The sequence below is a fragment of the Pseudonocardia kujensis genome (genome assembly GCF_021283305.1).
Classification (GTDB): Bacteria; Actinomycetota; Actinomycetes; order Mycobacteriales; family Pseudonocardiaceae; genus Pseudonocardia; species Pseudonocardia kujensis.
This window is the reverse complement of sequence record NZ_JAJSOK010000016.1, coordinates 96,406-113,557: the sequence shown is the minus strand read 5'-3', so window position 1 is coordinate 113,557 and position 17,152 is coordinate 96,406. Positions and strand designations below refer to the sequence as shown.

15 protein-coding genes are annotated in these 17,152 nt (G+C 73.3%); 7 read left to right on the top strand and 8 right to left on the bottom strand.

Features of this window, described 5'->3' with window-relative positions; genetic code table 11:
* Positions 1 to 27: 27 nt before the first annotated feature.
* Complete coding sequence (locus tag LWC35_RS14220) at positions 28 to 1,983, bottom strand: acetolactate synthase large subunit (RefSeq protein ID WP_232870584.1); 1,956 nt, start codon at positions 1,981 to 1,983, stop codon at positions 28 to 30.
* Positions 1,984 to 2,283: 300 nt separating this feature from the next.
* Between LWC35_RS14220 and LWC35_RS14215 the strand changes: the two genes are divergently transcribed.
* The 3 genes from LWC35_RS14215 to LWC35_RS14205 all read left to right on the top strand — a co-directional run bounded on the left by LWC35_RS14215 (position 2,284) and on the right by LWC35_RS14205 (position 5,796).
* Positions 2,284 to 2,796 (top strand): PH domain-containing protein, encoded by a 513-nt coding sequence (locus tag LWC35_RS14215; RefSeq protein ID WP_232870583.1) that lies wholly within the window; start codon positions 2,284 to 2,286, stop codon positions 2,794 to 2,796.
* Between the two features lie 5 nt (positions 2,797 to 2,801).
* Positions 2,802 to 4,643 carry a dihydroxy-acid dehydratase gene (gene ilvD / locus LWC35_RS14210; RefSeq protein ID WP_232870582.1) on the top strand — a complete coding sequence of 614 codons (1,842 nt, stop codon included), beginning with the start codon at positions 2,802 to 2,804 and terminating at the stop codon, positions 4,641 to 4,643.
* A gap of 175 nt (positions 4,644 to 4,818) precedes the next feature.
* Positions 4,819 to 5,796, top strand: a complete 978-nt coding sequence (locus LWC35_RS14205) for an aldo/keto reductase (protein ID WP_232870581.1) — start codon at positions 4,819 to 4,821, stop codon at positions 5,794 to 5,796.
* A gap of 35 nt (positions 5,797 to 5,831) precedes the next feature.
* On the opposite strand, the gene LWC35_RS14200 is transcribed toward LWC35_RS14205, so the two are convergent.
* Together LWC35_RS14200 and LWC35_RS14195 are read right to left on the bottom strand one after the other, a co-directional pair.
* A complete protein-coding gene (locus tag LWC35_RS14200) occupies positions 5,832 to 6,686 on the bottom strand; it encodes a phosphotransferase (RefSeq protein WP_232870580.1) in 855 nt (284 codons plus the stop codon).
* Positions 6,683 to 7,264 (bottom strand): DoxX family protein, encoded by a 582-nt coding sequence (locus LWC35_RS14195; RefSeq protein WP_232870579.1) that lies wholly within the window; start codon positions 7,262 to 7,264, stop codon positions 6,683 to 6,685. Before LWC35_RS14195 ends, LWC35_RS14200 begins: the two co-directional genes overlap by 4 nt.
* A gap of 94 nt (positions 7,265 to 7,358) precedes the next feature.
* Here LWC35_RS14195 and LWC35_RS14190 point away from each other — a divergent pair, with 94 nt between their 5' ends.
* A complete protein-coding gene (locus LWC35_RS14190; RefSeq protein ID WP_232870578.1) occupies positions 7,359 to 7,799 on the top strand; it encodes a PPOX class F420-dependent oxidoreductase in 441 nt (146 codons plus the stop codon).
* A 42-nt stretch (positions 7,800 to 7,841) separates the two neighbouring features.
* Here the strand turns inward: LWC35_RS14190 and LWC35_RS14185 are convergent, their stop codons facing one another.
* Positions 7,842 to 8,753: a 2-hydroxyacid dehydrogenase gene (locus LWC35_RS14185; protein ID WP_232870577.1), complete on the bottom strand. Its 912-nt coding sequence runs from the start codon at positions 8,751 to 8,753 to the stop codon at positions 7,842 to 7,844.
* A gap of 52 nt (positions 8,754 to 8,805) precedes the next feature.
* On the opposite strand from LWC35_RS14185, the gene LWC35_RS14180 reads away from it, so the two are divergent.
* Positions 8,806 to 9,972, top strand: coding sequence for a PQQ-dependent sugar dehydrogenase (locus LWC35_RS14180; protein ID WP_232870576.1), 1,167 nt, complete (start codon positions 8,806 to 8,808; stop codon positions 9,970 to 9,972).
* Between the two features lie 308 nt (positions 9,973 to 10,280).
* Here LWC35_RS14180 and gatB read toward each other — a convergent pair whose 3' ends face one another.
* The 3 genes from gatB to gatC are packed head-to-tail and all read right to left on the bottom strand — an operon-like array spanning position 10,281 to position 13,626.
* Positions 10,281 to 11,786, bottom strand: coding sequence for an Asp-tRNA(Asn)/Glu-tRNA(Gln) amidotransferase subunit GatB (gene gatB, locus LWC35_RS14175; RefSeq protein ID WP_232870575.1), 1,506 nt, complete (start codon positions 11,784 to 11,786; stop codon positions 10,281 to 10,283).
* Complete coding sequence (gene gatA, locus LWC35_RS14170; protein WP_232870574.1) at positions 11,783 to 13,288, bottom strand: Asp-tRNA(Asn)/Glu-tRNA(Gln) amidotransferase subunit GatA; 1,506 nt, start codon at positions 13,286 to 13,288, stop codon at positions 11,783 to 11,785. The genes gatB and gatA overlap by 4 nt, the downstream gene beginning before the upstream one ends.
* Positions 13,285 to 13,626: an Asp-tRNA(Asn)/Glu-tRNA(Gln) amidotransferase subunit GatC gene (gene gatC, locus LWC35_RS14165; RefSeq protein WP_232870573.1), complete on the bottom strand. Its 342-nt coding sequence runs from the start codon at positions 13,624 to 13,626 to the stop codon at positions 13,285 to 13,287. Before gatC ends, gatA begins: the two co-directional genes overlap by 4 nt.
* Before the next feature lie 293 nt (positions 13,627 to 13,919).
* Between gatC and LWC35_RS14160 the strand changes: the two genes are divergently transcribed.
* Together LWC35_RS14160 and LWC35_RS14155 are read left to right on the top strand one after the other, a co-directional pair.
* A complete protein-coding gene (locus LWC35_RS14160) occupies positions 13,920 to 14,579 on the top strand; it encodes an ACT domain-containing protein (RefSeq protein WP_232870572.1) in 660 nt (219 codons plus the stop codon).
* A gap of 5 nt (positions 14,580 to 14,584) precedes the next feature.
* Positions 14,585 to 15,742, top strand: a complete 1,158-nt coding sequence (locus LWC35_RS14155) for a PucR family transcriptional regulator (RefSeq protein ID WP_232870571.1) — start codon at positions 14,585 to 14,587, stop codon at positions 15,740 to 15,742.
* Positions 15,743 to 15,890: 148 nt separating this feature from the next.
* Here LWC35_RS14155 and LWC35_RS14150 read toward each other — a convergent pair whose 3' ends face one another.
* Positions 15,891 to 17,096, bottom strand: coding sequence for a fatty acid desaturase family protein (locus LWC35_RS14150; RefSeq protein ID WP_232870570.1), 1,206 nt, complete (start codon positions 17,094 to 17,096; stop codon positions 15,891 to 15,893).
* Positions 17,097 to 17,152 lie beyond the last annotated feature (56 nt).

Genomic DNA, 17,152 nt, shown 5'->3' with positions numbered 1-17,152 from the left:
CCCCCGCGGGAAAGAGAACGTCGGCGCTCACTGCGAGCCACCTTCCTCGAGCGCGCGCTCGGTGACCTCGCTGACCTCGTCGACGCCGGGGGACAGCTCGTCGCCCTCGAACAGCGGACGGATGTTGCGGGCCGCCATGACCTCGTCGTTGCCGGTCCCGGCGGCGACCATCGGCCAGACCTGCGCGTCGGCGCCGACCGTGAAGTCGATGACGACGGGCTGGTCGTTGATCTCCATGGCCTGCCGGATGACCCGGTCGACGTCGTCCTTCGACTCGACGCGGAGCCCCACGCAGCCCATCGCCTCGGCGAGGAGCTTGAAGTCCGGGATCCGGTGCTTGTGGGTGCCCAGGTCGGTGTTGGAGTAGCGCTGCTCGTAGAACAGCGTCTGCCACTGCCGGACCATGCCGAGGTTGCCGTTGTTGATCACGGCGACCTTGATCGGGATGCCCTCGATCGCGCAGGTGGCCAGCTCCTGGTTGGTCATCTGGAAGCAGCCGTCGCCGTCGATGGCCCACACGACCTTGTCCGGCGCGCCGGCCTTGGCGCCCATCGCGGCCGGGACCGCGTAGCCCATGGTCCCGAGGCCGCCGGAGTTGAGCCAGGTGCGCGGGTTCTCGTACTTGACGAACTGCGCGGCCCACATCTGGTGCTGGCCGACACCCGCCGCGTACAGCGCCTCCGGGCCGGCGATGGCGCCGATCCGCTCGATGACGTACTGCGGCGACAGCGAGCCGTCGTCCGGCCAGTCGTAGCCCAGCGGGAAGGTGCTGCGCCAGTGGTCGAGCTGGGCCCACCAGGCCGTCAGGTCGGCGACCGTGGTCTCGCGCTCGGCCCGCACGGCCTCGACCAGCTCGGCGAGGATCTCCTTGCAGTCGCCGACGATCGGGACGTCCGCCCGCCGGTTCTTGCTGATCTCGGCCGGGTCGATGTCGGCGTGGACGATCTTCGCGTCGGGCGCGAAGGTCGACAGCTGGCCGGTGACCCGGTCGTCGAACCGGGCGCCGAGGGCGATGAGCAGGTCGGCCTTCTGCATGGCGCCGACCGCGGCGACCGTGCCGTGCATGCCGGGCATGCCCACGTGCTGCGGGTGGCTGTCCGGGAACGCCCCGCGCGCCATCAGCGTAGTGACCACCGGGATGTTCGTGAGCTCGGCGAGCTCGCGCAGCTCGGCCGAGGCCTCGGCCTTGAGCACGCCGCCGCCGACGTAGAGCACCGGCTTGCGGGCGCCGGCGACGAGCCGCGCGGCCTCGCGGATCTGCTTGCCGTGCGGCCGGGTGGTCGGCCGGTAGCCGGGCAGCTTGAGCTCCGGCGGCCACGAGAACGTGGTCTGGGCCTGCAGCGCGTCCTTGGAGATGTCCACCAGCACCGGGCCGGGTCGGCCCGTGGCGGCCAGGTGGAACGCCTCGGCGATCGCCCGCGGGATCTCCGCGGCGTCGGTCACCAGCATGTTGTGCTTGGTCACCGGCATGGTGATGCCGGTGATGTCGGCCTCCTGGAACGCGTCCGTGCCGATCAGCGGCCGGGCCACCTGGCCGGTGATGGCCACGACCGGCACCGAGTCCATGTGCGCGTCGGCGAGCGGGGTGATGAGGTTCGTGGCCCCCGGGCCCGAGGTCGCCATGCAGACCCCGACCCTGCCGGTGGCCTGCGCGTACCCGGTCGCGGCGTGCCCCGCGCCCTGCTCGTGCCGGACGAGGACGTGTCGCACGCTCGTCGAGTCCAGCAGCGGGTCGTAGGCCGGCAGGATCGCCCCGCCGGGGATCCCGAAGACGGTGTCGCACCCGATCGACTCGAGCGAGCGCACGAGCGACTGGGCTCCGGTCACCTGCTCCGGGCCGGATCGCGGCCCGGGCACGTCAGCGCGGTTCTCGGGACGCTGGCCGGGGGCGCCGTTCTGGCGGCCCGCGGGCGCTCCTGCGCGTCCCGGCGGCGGTGCCGGTTTGGGTCCCGGGGTGCCGGGACGGGGCGTGGCGGTGGTCATCTGCGCTGCCTCGCTGCTGTCGGTGCCGATGATCGGGGTGTGCCCTGGACATGAAAAAACCCCCGCCGCCTGGGCCAGGCGTGACGAGGGTGGCGCGTCGTTGTCCGAGTACTCGGGAGCTACTCAGGCGTGGACGCGCCTGGCAAGTACGAGAATTCGGAGGGCCGACATGGCGACGACGTTAACACGCACGCAGGAGCGGGCGTCAACCGGCTGGGACGGCCGCTCCCGCATCGTGGGAGAGGCGCCGGTCACGGGACCACACGGGAAGTGTCGGTGGGAGGTGCGACCATGGGGGACGTGAGCGGAGACAAGACCAGCAGGCCCGGCATCGCGGAGGGGCACGTCGCCTCGGCGGACAAGCTCGCCCCGAGGGCGGTGCCCACGCGGCTGTCGTTCCGCCGCTCGCCCCTGGCCCTCGCCGCCGCCGCGTTCTTCCTGGTGGCCGCGATCCCGTTCGCCTTCGGGGCGCCGTGGCTGTGGCTCGTCTACGTGCTGCCGCTCGCGTTCGCGTACTGGATCGTGCGGGTGCGCACGGTGGTCGACGCCGACTCGGTCACCGTTCGTCGTCTCCTCTCCGCGCAGCGCGTACCGTGGGCCGAGATCAGCTCGCTGCGGCTGGGCAAGAAATCCCGGGTCAGCGCGGTGCTGACGGACGGGACCGAGCTACCGCTGCCGACCGTCCACGTCCGCGACCTTCCCGCACTGGCCGCCGTCTCCGGCGGCAGGCTGCCCGACCCGGCACAGACCGAGGCCCGGACGCCGCCGGCCCGGACGCCGTCGGAGCCCCCGTCGACCCCTGAAAGGACCTGACCCCGATGCCGGCCCTCCGTTCGAGAGTCACCACGCACGGCCGCAACGCCGCCGGTGCGCGTTCCCTGTGGCGCGCCACCGGCATGGGCGACGACGACTTCGGCAAGCCGATCGTCGCCATCGCGAACTCCTACACCCAGTTCGTGCCCGGGCACGTGCACCTCAAGGACCTCGGCGACCTCGTCGCCTCGGCGATCCGCGAGGCCGGCGGCGTGCCCCGCGAGTTCAACACCATCGCGGTCGACGACGGCATCGCGATGGGCCACGGCGGCATGCTCTACTCGCTGCCCTCCCGCGAGATCATCTCCGACGCGGTCGAGTACATGGTCAACGGGCACGCGGCCGACGCGCTCGTCTGCATCTCGAACTGCGACAAGATCACCCCGGGCATGCTCAACGCCGCGATGCGGCTCAACATCCCCACCGTCTTCGTGTCCGGCGGGCCGATGGAGGCCGGCAAGGCGGTCGTCGTCGACGGGGTGGCGCACGCCCCCACCGACCTGATCACCGCGATCTCGGCGTCGGCCTCGTCGGCCGTCGACGAGGACGGGCTGTCGATCGTCGAGCGCTCGGCCTGCCCGACCTGCGGCTCCTGCTCCGGCATGTTCACCGCGAACTCGATGAACTGCCTCACCGAGGCGCTCGGGCTCTCGCTGCCCGGCAACGGCTCCACGCTGGCCACGCACGCCGCGCGCCGCGAGCTGTTCCTCGAGGCCGGCCGCACCGTGATGGCGCTGGCCAAGCGCTGGTACGAGAACGACGACGAGTCCGCGCTCCCGCGCAACATCGCCACCCGCGAGGCGTTCGAGAACGCCATGGCGCTCGACGTCGCGATGGGCGGCTCCACCAACACGGTGCTGCACATCCTGGCCGCGGCGCAGGAGGGCGAGATCGACTTCTCGCTCGCCGACATCGACGCGATCTCCCGCCGGGTGCCCTGCCTGGCCAAGGTCTCGCCGAACTCGGACTACCACATGGAGGACGTCCACCGGGCCGGCGGCATCCCCGCCATCCTGGGCGAGCTGTGGCGGGCCGGGCTGCTCAACGAGGGCGTGCACGCGGTCCACTCCCCCTCGCTGGAGCAGTGGCTCTCCGAGTGGGACATCCGCGCGGCCTCGCCGTCCGAGAAGGCCGTCGAGCTGTACCACGCCGCGCCGGGCGGGGTCCGGACCACCGAGGCGTTCTCCACCGAGAACCGCTGGTCGTCGCTGGACACCGACGCCGCCGGCGGCTGCATCCGCGACCGCGCGCACGCCTACACCGCCGACGGCGGGCTCGCCGTGCTGCGCGGCAACCTCTCCGAGGACGGCGCGGTGATCAAGACCGCCGGCATCCCGGAGGACATCTGGCGGTTCGAGGGCCCGGCACGGGTCGTCGAGAGCCAGGAGGAGGCCGTCTCGGTCATCCTCACCAAGCAGATCCAGCCCGGCGACGTCCTCGTGGTCCGCTACGAGGGCCCCGCCGGCGGGCCGGGCATGCAGGAGATGCTGCACCCGACCGCGTTCCTCAAGGGCGCGGGTCTGGGCGCGAAGTGCGCGCTGGTCACCGACGGACGCTTCTCCGGCGGGTCGAGCGGCATCTCCGTCGGGCACGTCGCGCCCGAGGCGGCGGCCGGCGGCGCGATCGGGCTGGTCGAGGACGGGGACCGGATCCTCATCGACGTCCGGGAGCGGACGCTGCAGATCCTGGTCGCCGACGAGGTGCTCGCCGAGCGCCGGGCCAAGATGGACGCCTCCGAGCGGCCGTGGACCCCCAAGGACCGCGACCGCGTGGTCTCCAAGGCCCTCCGCGCCTACGCCGCCATGGCCACCAGCGCGGACACCGGCGCCGTCCGCCACGTGCCGTAACCGCGTCCCGTTCGCATTATGGAACCATAACGCGCATTTCGACCGCTTTCGCGCGCGTTATGGTTCCATAATGCGCATTTCGACCAGCTCCGAGCGCGTTATGGAACCATAATGCGCTCGGGGGTGGCGGAATACACGCGTTATGGCTCCACGATGCTGGCGTAGGTTGCGAGGCATGACGCTTCCTTCGCGGACCCTCGGCTCCCTCACCGTCTCGGCCCAGGGGCTGGGCTGCATGGGCATGAGCCAGAGCTACGGCACCGGGGACGACGCCGAGTCGATCGCCACGATCCACCGCGCGCTCGACCTGGGCGTCACGTTGCTCGACACCGCGAACGTCTACGGCGCCGGGGCCAACGAGGAGCTCGTCGGCCGGGCGATCCGGGACCGCCGCGACGAGGTCGCGCTCGCCACCAAGTTCGGGATCGTCCGCGACGCCGAGGGCCGCCACGGCGCCCGCGGCGACGCCGCCTACGTCAAGCAGTGCTGCGACGAGTCCCTCGCCCGTCTCGGCGTGGACCACATCGACCTCTACTACCAGCACCGGGTCGACCCGGACACGCCGATCGAGGAGACCTGGGGCGCCCTCGCCGAGCTGGTCGCGGCGGGCAAGATCCGGTACGCCGGGATCTCCGAGGCGGGCGCAGCCACCATCCGGGCCGCGCACGCCGTGCACCCGGTCACCGCGCTGCAGAGCGAGTGGTCGCTCTGGACCCGCGACGTCGAGGGCGAGATCGAGTCGACCTGCGCGGAGCTGGGGATCGGGATCGTGCCCTTCTCCCCGCTCGGCCGGGGCTTCCTGACGGGCTCGATCACCTCGACCGCGCAGCTCGGCGAGAAGGACATGCGGGCCGGGCTGCCCCGCTTCAGCGAGGAGAACCTGGCCGCCAACCTCGCGATCGTCGAGACCGTGAAGACGCTGGCGGAGAAGCGCGGCGTCACGGCCGGGCAGCTCGCGCTGGCGTGGGTGCAGGCCAAGGGCGAGCACGTGGTGCCGATCCCGGGCACCAAGCGCCGTACCTACCTGGAGCAGAACGTCGAGGCCGCGACCCTGGAGCTCACGCCGGAGGAGGTCGGCGAGCTCGACGCCGTCGGCGCCGGGGTGGCGGGCGCCCGTTACCCGGAGCACCTCCAGCGCACCGTCGGTCGCTAGGGCTCCGTACGCGGTGGGCCGTGCTCCGGCACCACTCACCCCGCACAGGCGCGGAGCGCAGGACCGAGCCGGCCGAGGGACTCCGCGGCCGTCTCGGTCATCTCCGCGACCCGGTCCGCACCGAGGTGGTCGGCCGCGAACCCGAGGTACTGCACGTGGACATGGGCCCGCGCCCACTCCCGTTCGACGGCCGCGAGGGGGTCGGGCAGGGCGGGTGCCTCGGCGCGGTAGGCGGAGTCGTCGCCGCGGCCCTGGGCCTCGAGGACCGCGAGGTCGAGCCCGGCCGGAGCCGCCCGGGCGTTGCCCCAGTCGATCAGTGCGCCGCCCAGGATGTTGCCGCGGTGCGGGTCGCCGTGGCAGAGCGTGCGGGGCAGCAGGGCGAGCGCCGCCCCGATCCGCGGGTCGTGCGCCCACTCGGCCATCAGCCCGGCCGCACTCGCATACGCGGGCTCGCCGGTGCGGGCGGCACCGCCGCGCAACGGCACGAGGGTCCGCTCGCAGAGCGCGGCCCACCACGCGGCGTCGACCACGGGGATGGTGCGCGGCCGCTTGCGGAACCAGTGCCGGTGCACCCGGGCGAGGGTCCGCCAGACGTCCTCGGGCACCGGGTCGCCTTCGGCCGCGGGCTCCCCGTCGACCCAGGTCAGCACGAGCGGATCCGGGTGGAGCAGGCGCGGTGCGGCCACCCCCTCGACCACCGCGATCGCCCGCAGCGCGGCGACCTCGACCGGGGCCGCCGGCTTGACCACGACCGGCACCACCCGGTCCCCGACCCGCAGGTCGACGCGCTCGACGCCCTGCGCCACGTACCCGCCGGCGAGCGGGGTGCGGCCGACGATCTCCGCCGGGCCGCCCAGCCGTCGTCCGACGGCGGGGAGCCAGGCCGTCACCGCAGGCCGTACAGCACGCCCAGCGCGACCGCCACCCCGACCGCCAGGAACAACACGGCCCATGGCACCGGGCGGCGCTGCCAGGTCCGGCCGCTGTCCAGCGAGATCCGCCCGGCCCCGACGAACAGCAGGGCGGCGACGCCGGCACCGAGCGCGACGTCGAGCTCCAGGGCGTTCGGGGAGTCCGCGGCGAAGAACGGGCTCCCCCACTTGACCACGACCGCGCAGATCTTGACGGCGAGCAGTCCGGCCGCCGCCAGCGGCGTGAACAGCCCGACCACGAGCAGCGCGCCGAGGATCAGCTCGCCGAAGCCGAGCGCCCAGGCCAGCGTCGGGGCCTGCCGGAAGCCGAGGCCGGTCAGGATCGTCGTGGTCTCGCCGATTCCCCGGCCGCCCCACATCCCGAAGACCTTCTGCAGGCCGTGGGCCACGAAGATCCCGCCGACGCCGAGGCGCAGCAGCAGCATGCCGACGTCGGCCCCGCCGCTCCACGCGACCGGTCGTCGGTCGGTCTCCTGCTCCGGGGGCCGGGTCCCGCCGAGCGTGCCGATGTCGAACTGCCTGGTGGGGTCGGTCATGGCGCCGAGGGTATCCGCGCACGGCCCGCCCGAGGCGCCGCCGACCAGCGTGTTCACCAGGTTTCGCCCGGTGGGACCCGGGCATCCGACGGCCATGGCGGACACCAAGGACGGACCCGAGCTGCACCCGGACACCCAGAAGCTGGCCGAGGGCGCCAACTTCGCCGCGGTCGCGACCGTCTTCCCCAGCGGAATGATCCAGAACCACATGATCTGGTGCGGGATCAAGGACGGGAAGCTCGTGCTCAACACCGAGACGCACCGGGCGAAGGCGCGCAACGTCAGGCGGGACCCCCGGATCACGGTGCTGATCCGCGACGAGGACAACCCGTACCGGTACGCCGAGGTCCGCGGGCGCGTCACCGACATGACGACCGGCGACGAGGCACGCACCCACGTCGACGAGCTCTCGCAGAAGTACAACGGCCAGGACTACCCGCCCGACATGATCAAGAGCGAGCGGGTGATCCTCTGGATCACGCCCGAGCGGCAGACCGTCGTCGACCAGCGCAACGACGTCGGCACCGAGGACTGAGCGCCGGCACAGAGCCTGCCGCAGGAGCGGCTCGGGGCGGCCTCAGTAGCCGTTCCTCACCACGTTCGGCGGCTCCTCGCCGCGCGCGAAGTAGCCGAGCTGCTCGCGCATCACGCGAAAGGCGCGGGTCATCGCGGCGGGGACGCTGCCGCCCACGTGCGGGGTCAGCAGCAGCCCCGGTGCCTCCCACAGCGGGTGGCCCGCCGGGAGCGGCTCGGGGTCGGTGACGTCGAGCGCCGCCCGCAGCCGGCCGCTGCGCAGCTCCGCGAGCAGGGCGTCCGTGTCGGCGACGGGCCCGCGCGCGCCGTTGACCAGCACGGCGCCGTCGGGCATCGCGGCGAGGAAGTCCTTGTCGACCAGGCCGCGGGTCTCGTCCGTCAGCGGGACGATCACCACGCAGGCGTCGTGCTGCGGCAGCAGGTCGTGGACCTCGTCGATGCCGTGCACGCCCTCGCGTCGGCGCCGGCCCACCAGCGTGATCGTGACCTCGAACGGCTCGAGCCGGCGCACGAGGTTCTCCGCGACGTCGCCCGCCCCGACGATCAGCACGCGCTTGCCACCGAGCTCGTCGGTGACGTGCTGGCTCCACTCGCCGCGCTCCTGCGCCTGCACGAACCCCGGCAGCTCCCGGTACACCGCGAGGAGCACCGCGACGACCCACTCCGCCGTCGCACCGCCGTGCGCGCCCTTGCCGTCGGAGAGCAGGACGCCGTCGGGCAGCTTCCCGATCCAGGCCTCCGCGCCCGCCGTGAGCAGCTGCACGAGCCGGAGGTTCGGCAGCCGGTCCACGAGCTCCACGACCTTCCCCGTCGCGAGGAAGGGCGGCACCAGGACCTCGGCCTCCTCGGCGCCCGCCGGCAACGGCTGCTTCGGGTCGTACACCAGGGGGCGGAGGTTCGGCAGGTCGGCGAGGGCGTCGGCACCGCGCGGGTGCGGGACCAGGACCACGGTCATGGCGCCGACGCTACTCACCGGCCGCTCACCTCACCGCGCCTAGCCTGATCACGTGCGCCACCGCCCTCCCCGCCTGCGGCTCGCGCTGGTCGCCCTGATCGGCCTGCTCGGGCTCCTGGCGGGCTGCGCGAGCTTCCCGGACGAGGGCCCGCGGAACTGGCAGGAGAAGACGGAGGGGCAGGGCGAGCTGGGCGGCCCACCCTCGGTGCAGGAGGCGCCCGGGAGCGAGCCGGACGACCAGAACGGCGACGGCTCGCCGGATCCCGGCGCCCCGCAGGTCCCGTCGGGCTGCGACGACCCGGATCCCCAGGTCGTCGCCACCTGCCTGGACCCCGTGGGTGCGGTCGCGGTGCTGCCCAACGGCGTGTCCGCGCTGGTCGGTGAACGCGCGACCGGCCGGGTGCTGCGGGTCGAGCGCGGGAAGGACCCGGTGCTGGTCACCACCGTGCCGGTCGACACGGCCGGCGGCGGCGGGCTGACCGGGTTGGTGCTCTCCCCCAGCTACGAGGAGGACCAGCTCGTCTACGCGTACGCGACCACGCCGGAGGACAACCGGGTGCTCCGGCTCGCCCCGAACGAGCCGCCGAAGCCGGTGCTGACCGGGATCCCCAAGGGTCCGTCGGGCAACGGCGGCGCGCTCGGCACCGACGTCGGCAACACGCTGCTCGTCGCCACCGGCAACGCCGGCGACCCCGCCCCGCCGCCCACCGCGCTCAACGGCAAGGTCCTGCGGATCGACACCCTCGGCCGCCCCGCCGCGGCCAACCCGAACCCCGGCTCGCCGGTGCTGAGCACGGGCCTGGCCCAGCCGGGCGGGATCTGCACGGACCCCACCAGCGAGTCGGTGTGGGTGACGGACCGGGCGCCCTCGCGCGACGTGCTGTACCGGGTCGCGCCCGGCCCCCTCGGCCCCGCGGCGTGGACCTGGCCGGACCGGCCCGGCGTCGCGGGCTGCATGACCCAACCGGGCGTGGTCGCGGTCGCGCTGACCGGCGGGGCCGCGCTGTCGGTGCTGCGCCCGGCCGACGACGGCAGCTTCTCCGGCGCCCCCGAGACGCTCCTGATCAACGTCTACGGGCGCCTCAACGCCGCGACGCTCGGCTCGGACGGCCTGCTCTGGCTGGGCACGGTCAACAAGTCGGGCGGCAAGCCCGTGGCCAGCGACGACCGGGTCATCCGCATCCAGCCGCCCAGCGGGGGCGGGGCTTCCCGCGCCTGACCGCCACCGCGTGGGGTCCAGAATCAGTGATCACCGGACGGGCCGGTGTCCCACGAACCGCATCCCGAGCACCGCAGCAGCAAGATCACCAGTTGTGGACGCGGGGCGTCGATTTCCGACCCTTCCCGTCCCCGACCGACGATCATAGGCAGGGAAGTCGAGGAGCACGGGCACGGCAGCTGCGCCGGGGCGTGCGCGGGCTGCGGGTGCCCCACCCTCCGGCAACCGCGCCGATGGGTGGGGCACGCCGTGGACGGCTCGTGCGGGATCAGTGGTGCTCCGACACCGACCGACCACTCACGGGCAGCTCAGCTGCAGCGTTCGATGATCAGCTCGCGGACACGCTTGGCGTCGGCCTGGCCCTTGGTGGCCTTCATGACCGCGCCGACGATCGCGCCGGCGGCCTGGACCTTGCCGCCCTTGATCTTCTCGACGACGTCGGGCTGGGCCGCGAGGGCCTCGTCGACGGCGGCGATGAGGGCGCCGTCGTCGGACACGACCTTCAGGCCGCGGGACTCGACGACCTCGTCCGGCTCGCCCTCGTGGGCCAGCACGCCGTCGACCACCTGGCGGGCGAGCTTGTTGTTGAGGTCGCCGGCGGCCACCAGGGCGATCACCCGGGCGACCTGGGCCGGGGTGATCGGCAGCTCGGCCAGCTCCACGCCGCGGGTGTTGGCCTGCTGGGCCAGGTACGCGACCCACCAGGAGCGGGCCTCGCCGGCGGGCGCGCCCTCGGCGACCGTGGCCTCGATGAGCTCGAGCGCCCCGGCGTTGACCAGGTCGCGCAGCTCCTCGTCCGACAGGCCCCAGGCCTCCTGGATGCGCTTGCGGTGCTCCCAGGGCAGCTCGGGCAGCGTGCCGCGCAGCTCCTCGACCCACTCGGCGCTCGGCGCGATCGGGACCAGGTCGGGCTCCGGGAAGTACCGGTAGTCCTCCGAGGTCTCCTTGCGCCGGCCCGGCCGGGTGGTGCCGGACTGCTCCTCGAAGTGCCGGGTCTCCTGCACGATCACGCCGCCGCCGTCGAGCACGCCGGCCTGGCGCTGCATCTCGTACCGGACGGCCCGCTCGACCGACCGCAGCGAGTTGACGTTCTTGGTCTCGGTGCGGGTGCCCAGCACGCCGGAGCCGGTGGGCGAGAGCGACAGGTTGACGTCGCACCGCATGGAGCCCTGGTCCATCCGGACGTCCGAGACACCGAGCGACTTGATCAGGTCCCGCAGCTGCGTGACGTACGCGCGCGCCACCTCGGGCGCCCGGGCGCCGGTGCCCGGGATCATCTTCGTGACGATCTCGATCAGCGGCACACCGGCCCGGTTGTAGTCGAGCAGCGAGTACTCCGCACCGTGGATCCGGCCGTCCGCCCCGCCGACGTGCAGCGACTTGCCGGTGTCCTCCTCCATGTGCGCGCGCTCGATGCCGACGCGCACGACCTCGCCGTCCTCCAGCGTGACGTCCATCCAGCCGTTCACGGCGATCGGCTCGTCGTACTGCGAGGTCTGGAAGTTCTTGGGCATGTCCGGGTAGAAGTAGTTCTTCCGCGCGAACCGGCCCCACGGCGCGATCGAGCAGTTCAGTGCCAGCCCGATCCGGATCGCCGCCTCGACCGCGGACCGGTTGACCACGGGCAGCGAGCCGGGCAGGCCCAGGCACGTCGGGCAGACCTGGGTGTTGGGCTCGGCGCCGAAGTCGGTCGGGCAGCCGCAGAACATCTTCGTGTTGGTCGACAGCTCGACGTGCACCTCGAGCCCCAGCGTGGGCTCGTAGCCGGCCACGACGTCGTCGAAGTCGACCAGGGCGGGAGCGGTGGTTGTCACTTCGCGACCTCCGGGACGCGGGCGATCAGCGGCCCGCCCTCGTCGGCGTCGCGCGCGGCCTCGACGGCCGCGCCGACGCGGTACATCACGGCCTCGCCCAGCGCGGGCGCCATGACCTGCAGGCCGACCGGCAGGCCGTCCTCCTCCGCCAGCCCCGACGGCACCGACATGCCGGCGACGCCCGCGAGGTTGGTCGGGATGGTGGCGAGGTCGTTGAGGTACATCGCCAGCGGGTCGTCGACCTTCTCGCCGATCGGGAAGGCCGTGGTCGGCGCGGTGGGGCTGACCAGGACGTCCGCCTGCTCGAACGCGGCGGCGAAGTCCCGGCTGATCAGCGTGCGGACCTTCTGCGCCTGCCCGTAGTAGGCGTCGTAGTAGCCCGACGACAGGGCGTAGGTGCCCAGGATGATCCGGCGCTTGGCCTCGGGGCCGAACCCGGCCTCGCGGGTCGCGGCCATGACCTCCTCGGCCGACGCGCCCTTCTCGACGCGCAGGCCGTAGCGCATCGCGTCGAACCGCGCGAGGTTCGACGACACCTCGCTCGGCAGGATCAGGTAGTACGCCGCCAGCCCGTCCTCGAAGTGCGGGCAGGACACCTCGACGACCTCGGCGCCGAGCTTCTCCAGCCGGCGCAGCGCGGCCTCGAACGACGCCCGCACGCCGGGCTGGTAGCCCTCGCCGCCCAGCTCGCGCACCACGCCGACCCGGACGCCGGACAGGTCGCCCTGTGCCCCGATCCGCGCGGCCTCGACGACGGCCGGCACCGGCGCGTCGATCGAGGTGGAGTCGAGCGGGTCGTGACCGCCGATCACCTCGTGCAGCAGCGCCGCGTCGAGCACCGTGCGGGCGCACGGGCCGCCCTGGTCGAGCGAGGACGCGCAGGCCACGAGGCCGTAGCGGGACACCCCGCCGTAGGTCGGCTTGACGCCCACGGTGCCGGTGACGGCGGCGGGCTGGCGGATCGAGCCGCCGGTGTCCGTCCCGATCGCCAGCGGCGCCTCGAACGCGGCGAGCGCGGCCGCGGACCCGCCGCCGGACCCGCCGGGGATCCGGGAGAGGTCCCACGGGTTGCGGGTGGGCCCGTACGCCGAGTGCTCGGTGGAGGAGCCCATGGCGAACTCGTCCATGTTCGTCTTGCCCAGGATCGTGATCCCGGCGGCGCGCAGCCGGGCGGTGAGCGTGGCGTCGTACGGCGGGCGCCAGCCCTCGAGCATCTTCGACCCGCAGGTCGTGGGCATGTCCGTGGTGGTGAACACGTCCTTGAGCGCCAGCGGGACGCCGGCCAGCGGCGACGCGGGCGCGGTGCCCGCCTTGACGGCCTCGTCGACCAGGGCGGCGTTGGCCAGGGCGGCCTCGGCGCCGACGTGCAGGAACGCGTGCACCTCGCCGTCGACCTCGGCGATCCGGTCGAGGTGGGCCTGCGCGGCCTCGACGGCCGAGACCTCACCGGAGTGGATCTTCGCGGCCAGCTCGGCGGCGGTGAGGCGGATCAGGTCGCTCACTGCTCCTCCCCCAGGATCCGGGGCACGCGGAAGCGGCCCTCCTCGGCGGCGGGCGCACACGCGAGCGCCTGCTCCTGGCTCAGCCCGGGGCGCCGGACGTCGGGCCGGAAGACGTTCTGCAGCGGCACCGCGTGCGACGTCGGCGGGATGTCCTCGGCGGCCACCTCGCCCACCCGGGCGACGGCGCCGAGGATGACGTCGAGCTGGCCGGCGAACACGTCGAGCTCGTCGTCCGTGACGGCCAGCCGGGCCAGCCGGGCGAGGTGCGCGACCTCGTCCCGGGAGATGGCCCCCCTGGAATCGGGCCCTGCGACGGCAGGCCCAGAGTCGGCGGGCATGTCCCTCCTCGAGGAGACGGGTGCGGACCCGCAGCGGTACGCCGCGGTCCGTGGAAACTTCGGTCCCGAGCGGGGGCGCGCCTGGGGTCGGTCGGAGGGCACCTCGCCCGCTCGTCCACCAGTCTATTCGCGCCCACCGACACTCCGCCGACGGGTTTCGCCGCCACTGTCAACCCCCTGCGCCTGTCCCCGGCCGCCGCTGGTTTGGCAGGATCGACGGGAGGCGACGCCCCCGGCCGCGGCGGGTGGGCGCCGTCGTGTCGTGCAATCGGTCTCGAAGGAGGCGTGGCGGAGTGTCGTTCCTGCTCCGGGTGGTCCTGCCGGACAAGCCGGGCATCCTGGGCGCGGTCGCCACGGCCCTCGGCGACGCCGGGGCGGACATCCTGGGTGTCGACGTCGTCGAGCGCACGGACGGGCAGGCGGTCGACGACCTGGCCGTCGAGCTGCCGTCGGGGCGCCCCCCGGACGTCCTGATCACCGCGGCCGAGTCGGTGCCCGGGGTCCAGGTGGAGTCCGTGCGGCCGTCCAGCGGGCGGCTGGACACCCACCGCGAGCTCGAGCTGGTCGACGCGATCGCCTCCGACCCCGCGAACGGGCTGGCCCGGCTCGCCGAGGAGGTCCCCCGGTTGTTCCGGGCGGGCTGGGCGATCGTCGCCGTGCGCGAGGAGGGTCGCTCCTACCGGCTGGCCGACTCCTCGGCCGCGCCGGAGACGCGGGCGGGCGACCTGCCGTGGCTGCCGCTGGACAAGGCGATGATCGTCGACCCGGAGGTGCACTGGGTGCCCGAGCCGTGGAGTGCGCTCGACACCGAGCTGGCCGCCGCGCCGTTCGGCTCCTCGCTGCCTGCGAAGGCGCTGGTCGTCGGGCGTCCGGGCGGGCCGGCGTTCCGGCCGTCGGAGCTGGCCCGGCTGGCCCACCTCGCCGGCATCGTCGCGACGGTCCTCGGGTCCTGACGACCATGGACCGGCCCTGGGCGCGCGTCCCGTCGGCCGCCGGGAAGGCGCTGCGCCCCTACGTCGTGGGGGCGACCGACGAGATCATCGCCGAGGTCCGGGCGCAGGTCGCGGAGTACGCGCGGCCGCTGAAGGGCAACTTCGGCAACCGGATCACCCAGGGCGTCACGGTCGCCCTGGACCAGTTCGTCGGGCTGCTGGGCTCGGACACGGAGCTGCCGGACACCCGGATCTACGCCGAGCTGGGCCGCGTCGAGCACCGCGAGGGCCGCACGCTCGCCGCGCTGCAGAGCGCCTACCAGGTCGGCACGCGCACGGTCTGGCGGGCGGTCGGCGAGAGCCCGGTCGCCCGCGCCCTGCCCCCCGATGTGATCTTCGCGCTGGCCGAGGCGCTGTTCTCCTACGTCGAGCAGCTGTCCGCGGCGTCGGTCGCGGGCTGGGCCGAGGAGGAGGCCATGCGGGCCGGGTCCCTGCAGACCCGGCGGCAGGCCCTGGTCGAGGCGATGGTCGCGCGGCCGCCGGTCGAGCCGGCGGAGATCGAGAAGCTGGCCACCGCCGCGGGCTGGACCGTTCCCGCGCGGCTGGCGGCCCTCGTCGTCGACGACGCCGTGGAGGTGGCCGCCCGGGTCCCCGGCGCGGTTGCGGCCGACCTGGACCCCGCCGGGGTCGCGTTCGTGCCCGCGGTGCGCGAGGGGCTCGTCGAGCTGGTGCGGGCCGCGCTGCGGGACCGGGCGGCGGTGCTCGGCCCGGTGGTGCCGGCGGCCGAGGCGCACCGGTCGGCGGCGCGGGCACTGTCGGCCTGGCCGGCGCACGCGGCAGGGCTGCTCGCGCGGGACGGTGAGGCGCTGCTGCGGGCCGATACACACCTCGTCGAGCTGCTGCTGGTCGGGGCGCCCGACCTGGCGGCCGATCTGCGGGAGCGGGTCCTGGGGCCGGTGCAGGACATGCCCTCCGGCGCGGCGGCCCGGGCGCTGGAGACGCTGCGGGCCTGGCTCGACGCGCACGGCGACGTCACCACCGCGGCCGCGGCGCTGCACGTGCACCCGCAGACGGTGCGCTACCGCCTCGCCGGCCTCCGGGAGGTCTACGGCGAGGCGCTCGACGACCCCGTCCGACGCCTCGAGCTCACGGTCGGCCTCCGCGCCCTCGACCCGAAACCCTGACGCACTCCGGAACCATAACGCGCAATTCCAGCGGCCGAATCCGCACTATGGAACCATAACGCGCGATTCCAGGCGTCGAAGCCGCGTTATGGAACCATAACGCGGGAGACTTGGCCGGAAAATCGCGTTATGGTTCCATACTGCGAGGTCAAGCGGCGAGGCGGGCGGGGGCGACGCGGCGGACCGCCTTCCCGATCCGGCTGCGCGGGGTGGGCTTCGCCGCACCGTAGCGCTCGTGGCCGCCGGGGAAGGCCAGCCGGAGGATCTTGCGCCACACCTTCGCGTACTGCTTGGGCAGCGGCCCCGCGTTGTACGGCAGGCCGTAGCGCTCGCAGATGTCCCGCACACGCGGCGCGATCTCGGCGTAGCGGTTGCTGGGCAGGTCGGGGAAGAGGTGGTGCTCGATCTGGTGCGACAGGTTGCCGGTCATCAGGTGCATCGCCTTGCTGCCGGTCAGGTTGGCCGAGCCCAGCATCTGCCGGATGTACCACTCGCCCTGGGTCTCGCCCTCGAGTCGCTCCTCCTCGAAGGTCTCGGTGCCGTCCGGGAAGTGGCCGCAGAAGATCACCGCGTGCGACCAGACGTTGCGCACCGTGTTGGCGGTGAGGTTCGCGACGAGCGTCGACAGCGCCGACGGGCCGGAGAGCAGCGGGAACAGGACGTAGTCCTTGGCCGCCTGCTTGCCGATCTTCCGGAACGTGGCGGCAATCTGCGGCTTGGCCTCGGCCCAGGACTTCTCGCCGCTCTTGATCTTGTCGGTCTCGATGTCGTAGAGCGCGATCCCGTACTCGAAGATCAGCGACAACCCGACGTTCGTGAGCGGCTGCAGCAGGTGCGTGGGCCGCCACTCCTCCTCCGGCGTGATCCGCATGACCGTGTAGCCGAGGTCGCGGTCCTTGCCCCGGATGTTGGTGAAGGTGTGGTGCTCGTAGTTGTGCGAGCGCTTCCAGAACTCGGCCGGGTCGACGTGGTCCCAGTCCCAGGTCGTCGAGTGGATCTTCGGGTCCCGCATCCAGTCCCACTGGCCGTGCAGGATGTTGTGCCCGAGCTCCATGTTCTCGAGGATCTTCGCGACCGACAGCGCGGCCGTGCCGGCGATCCAGGCCGGCGGGAACTTCGAGAACAGCAGCAGGGCGCGGCCGCCGAACTCCAGCCCGCGCTGGGCACGGATCACCGCGTGGATGTAGCGCGCGTCGCGTTCGCCGCGGGAGGCGACGACCTCCTCGCGGATCGCGTCGAGCTCCGCGCCGAGCGCCTCGACCTGTTCGGCCGTGAGGTGCGCGGCGGCGGAGACCTTCTCCTCCCCGGTCCCGGGGACGATCTCGAGGGTGGTCCGGGTGTCGCGACGAAGCATGCGGTGTCTCTCCAGCTCAGCGGGGTCGTGAGTCGCAGGGGTGGGGCGCGCCCACG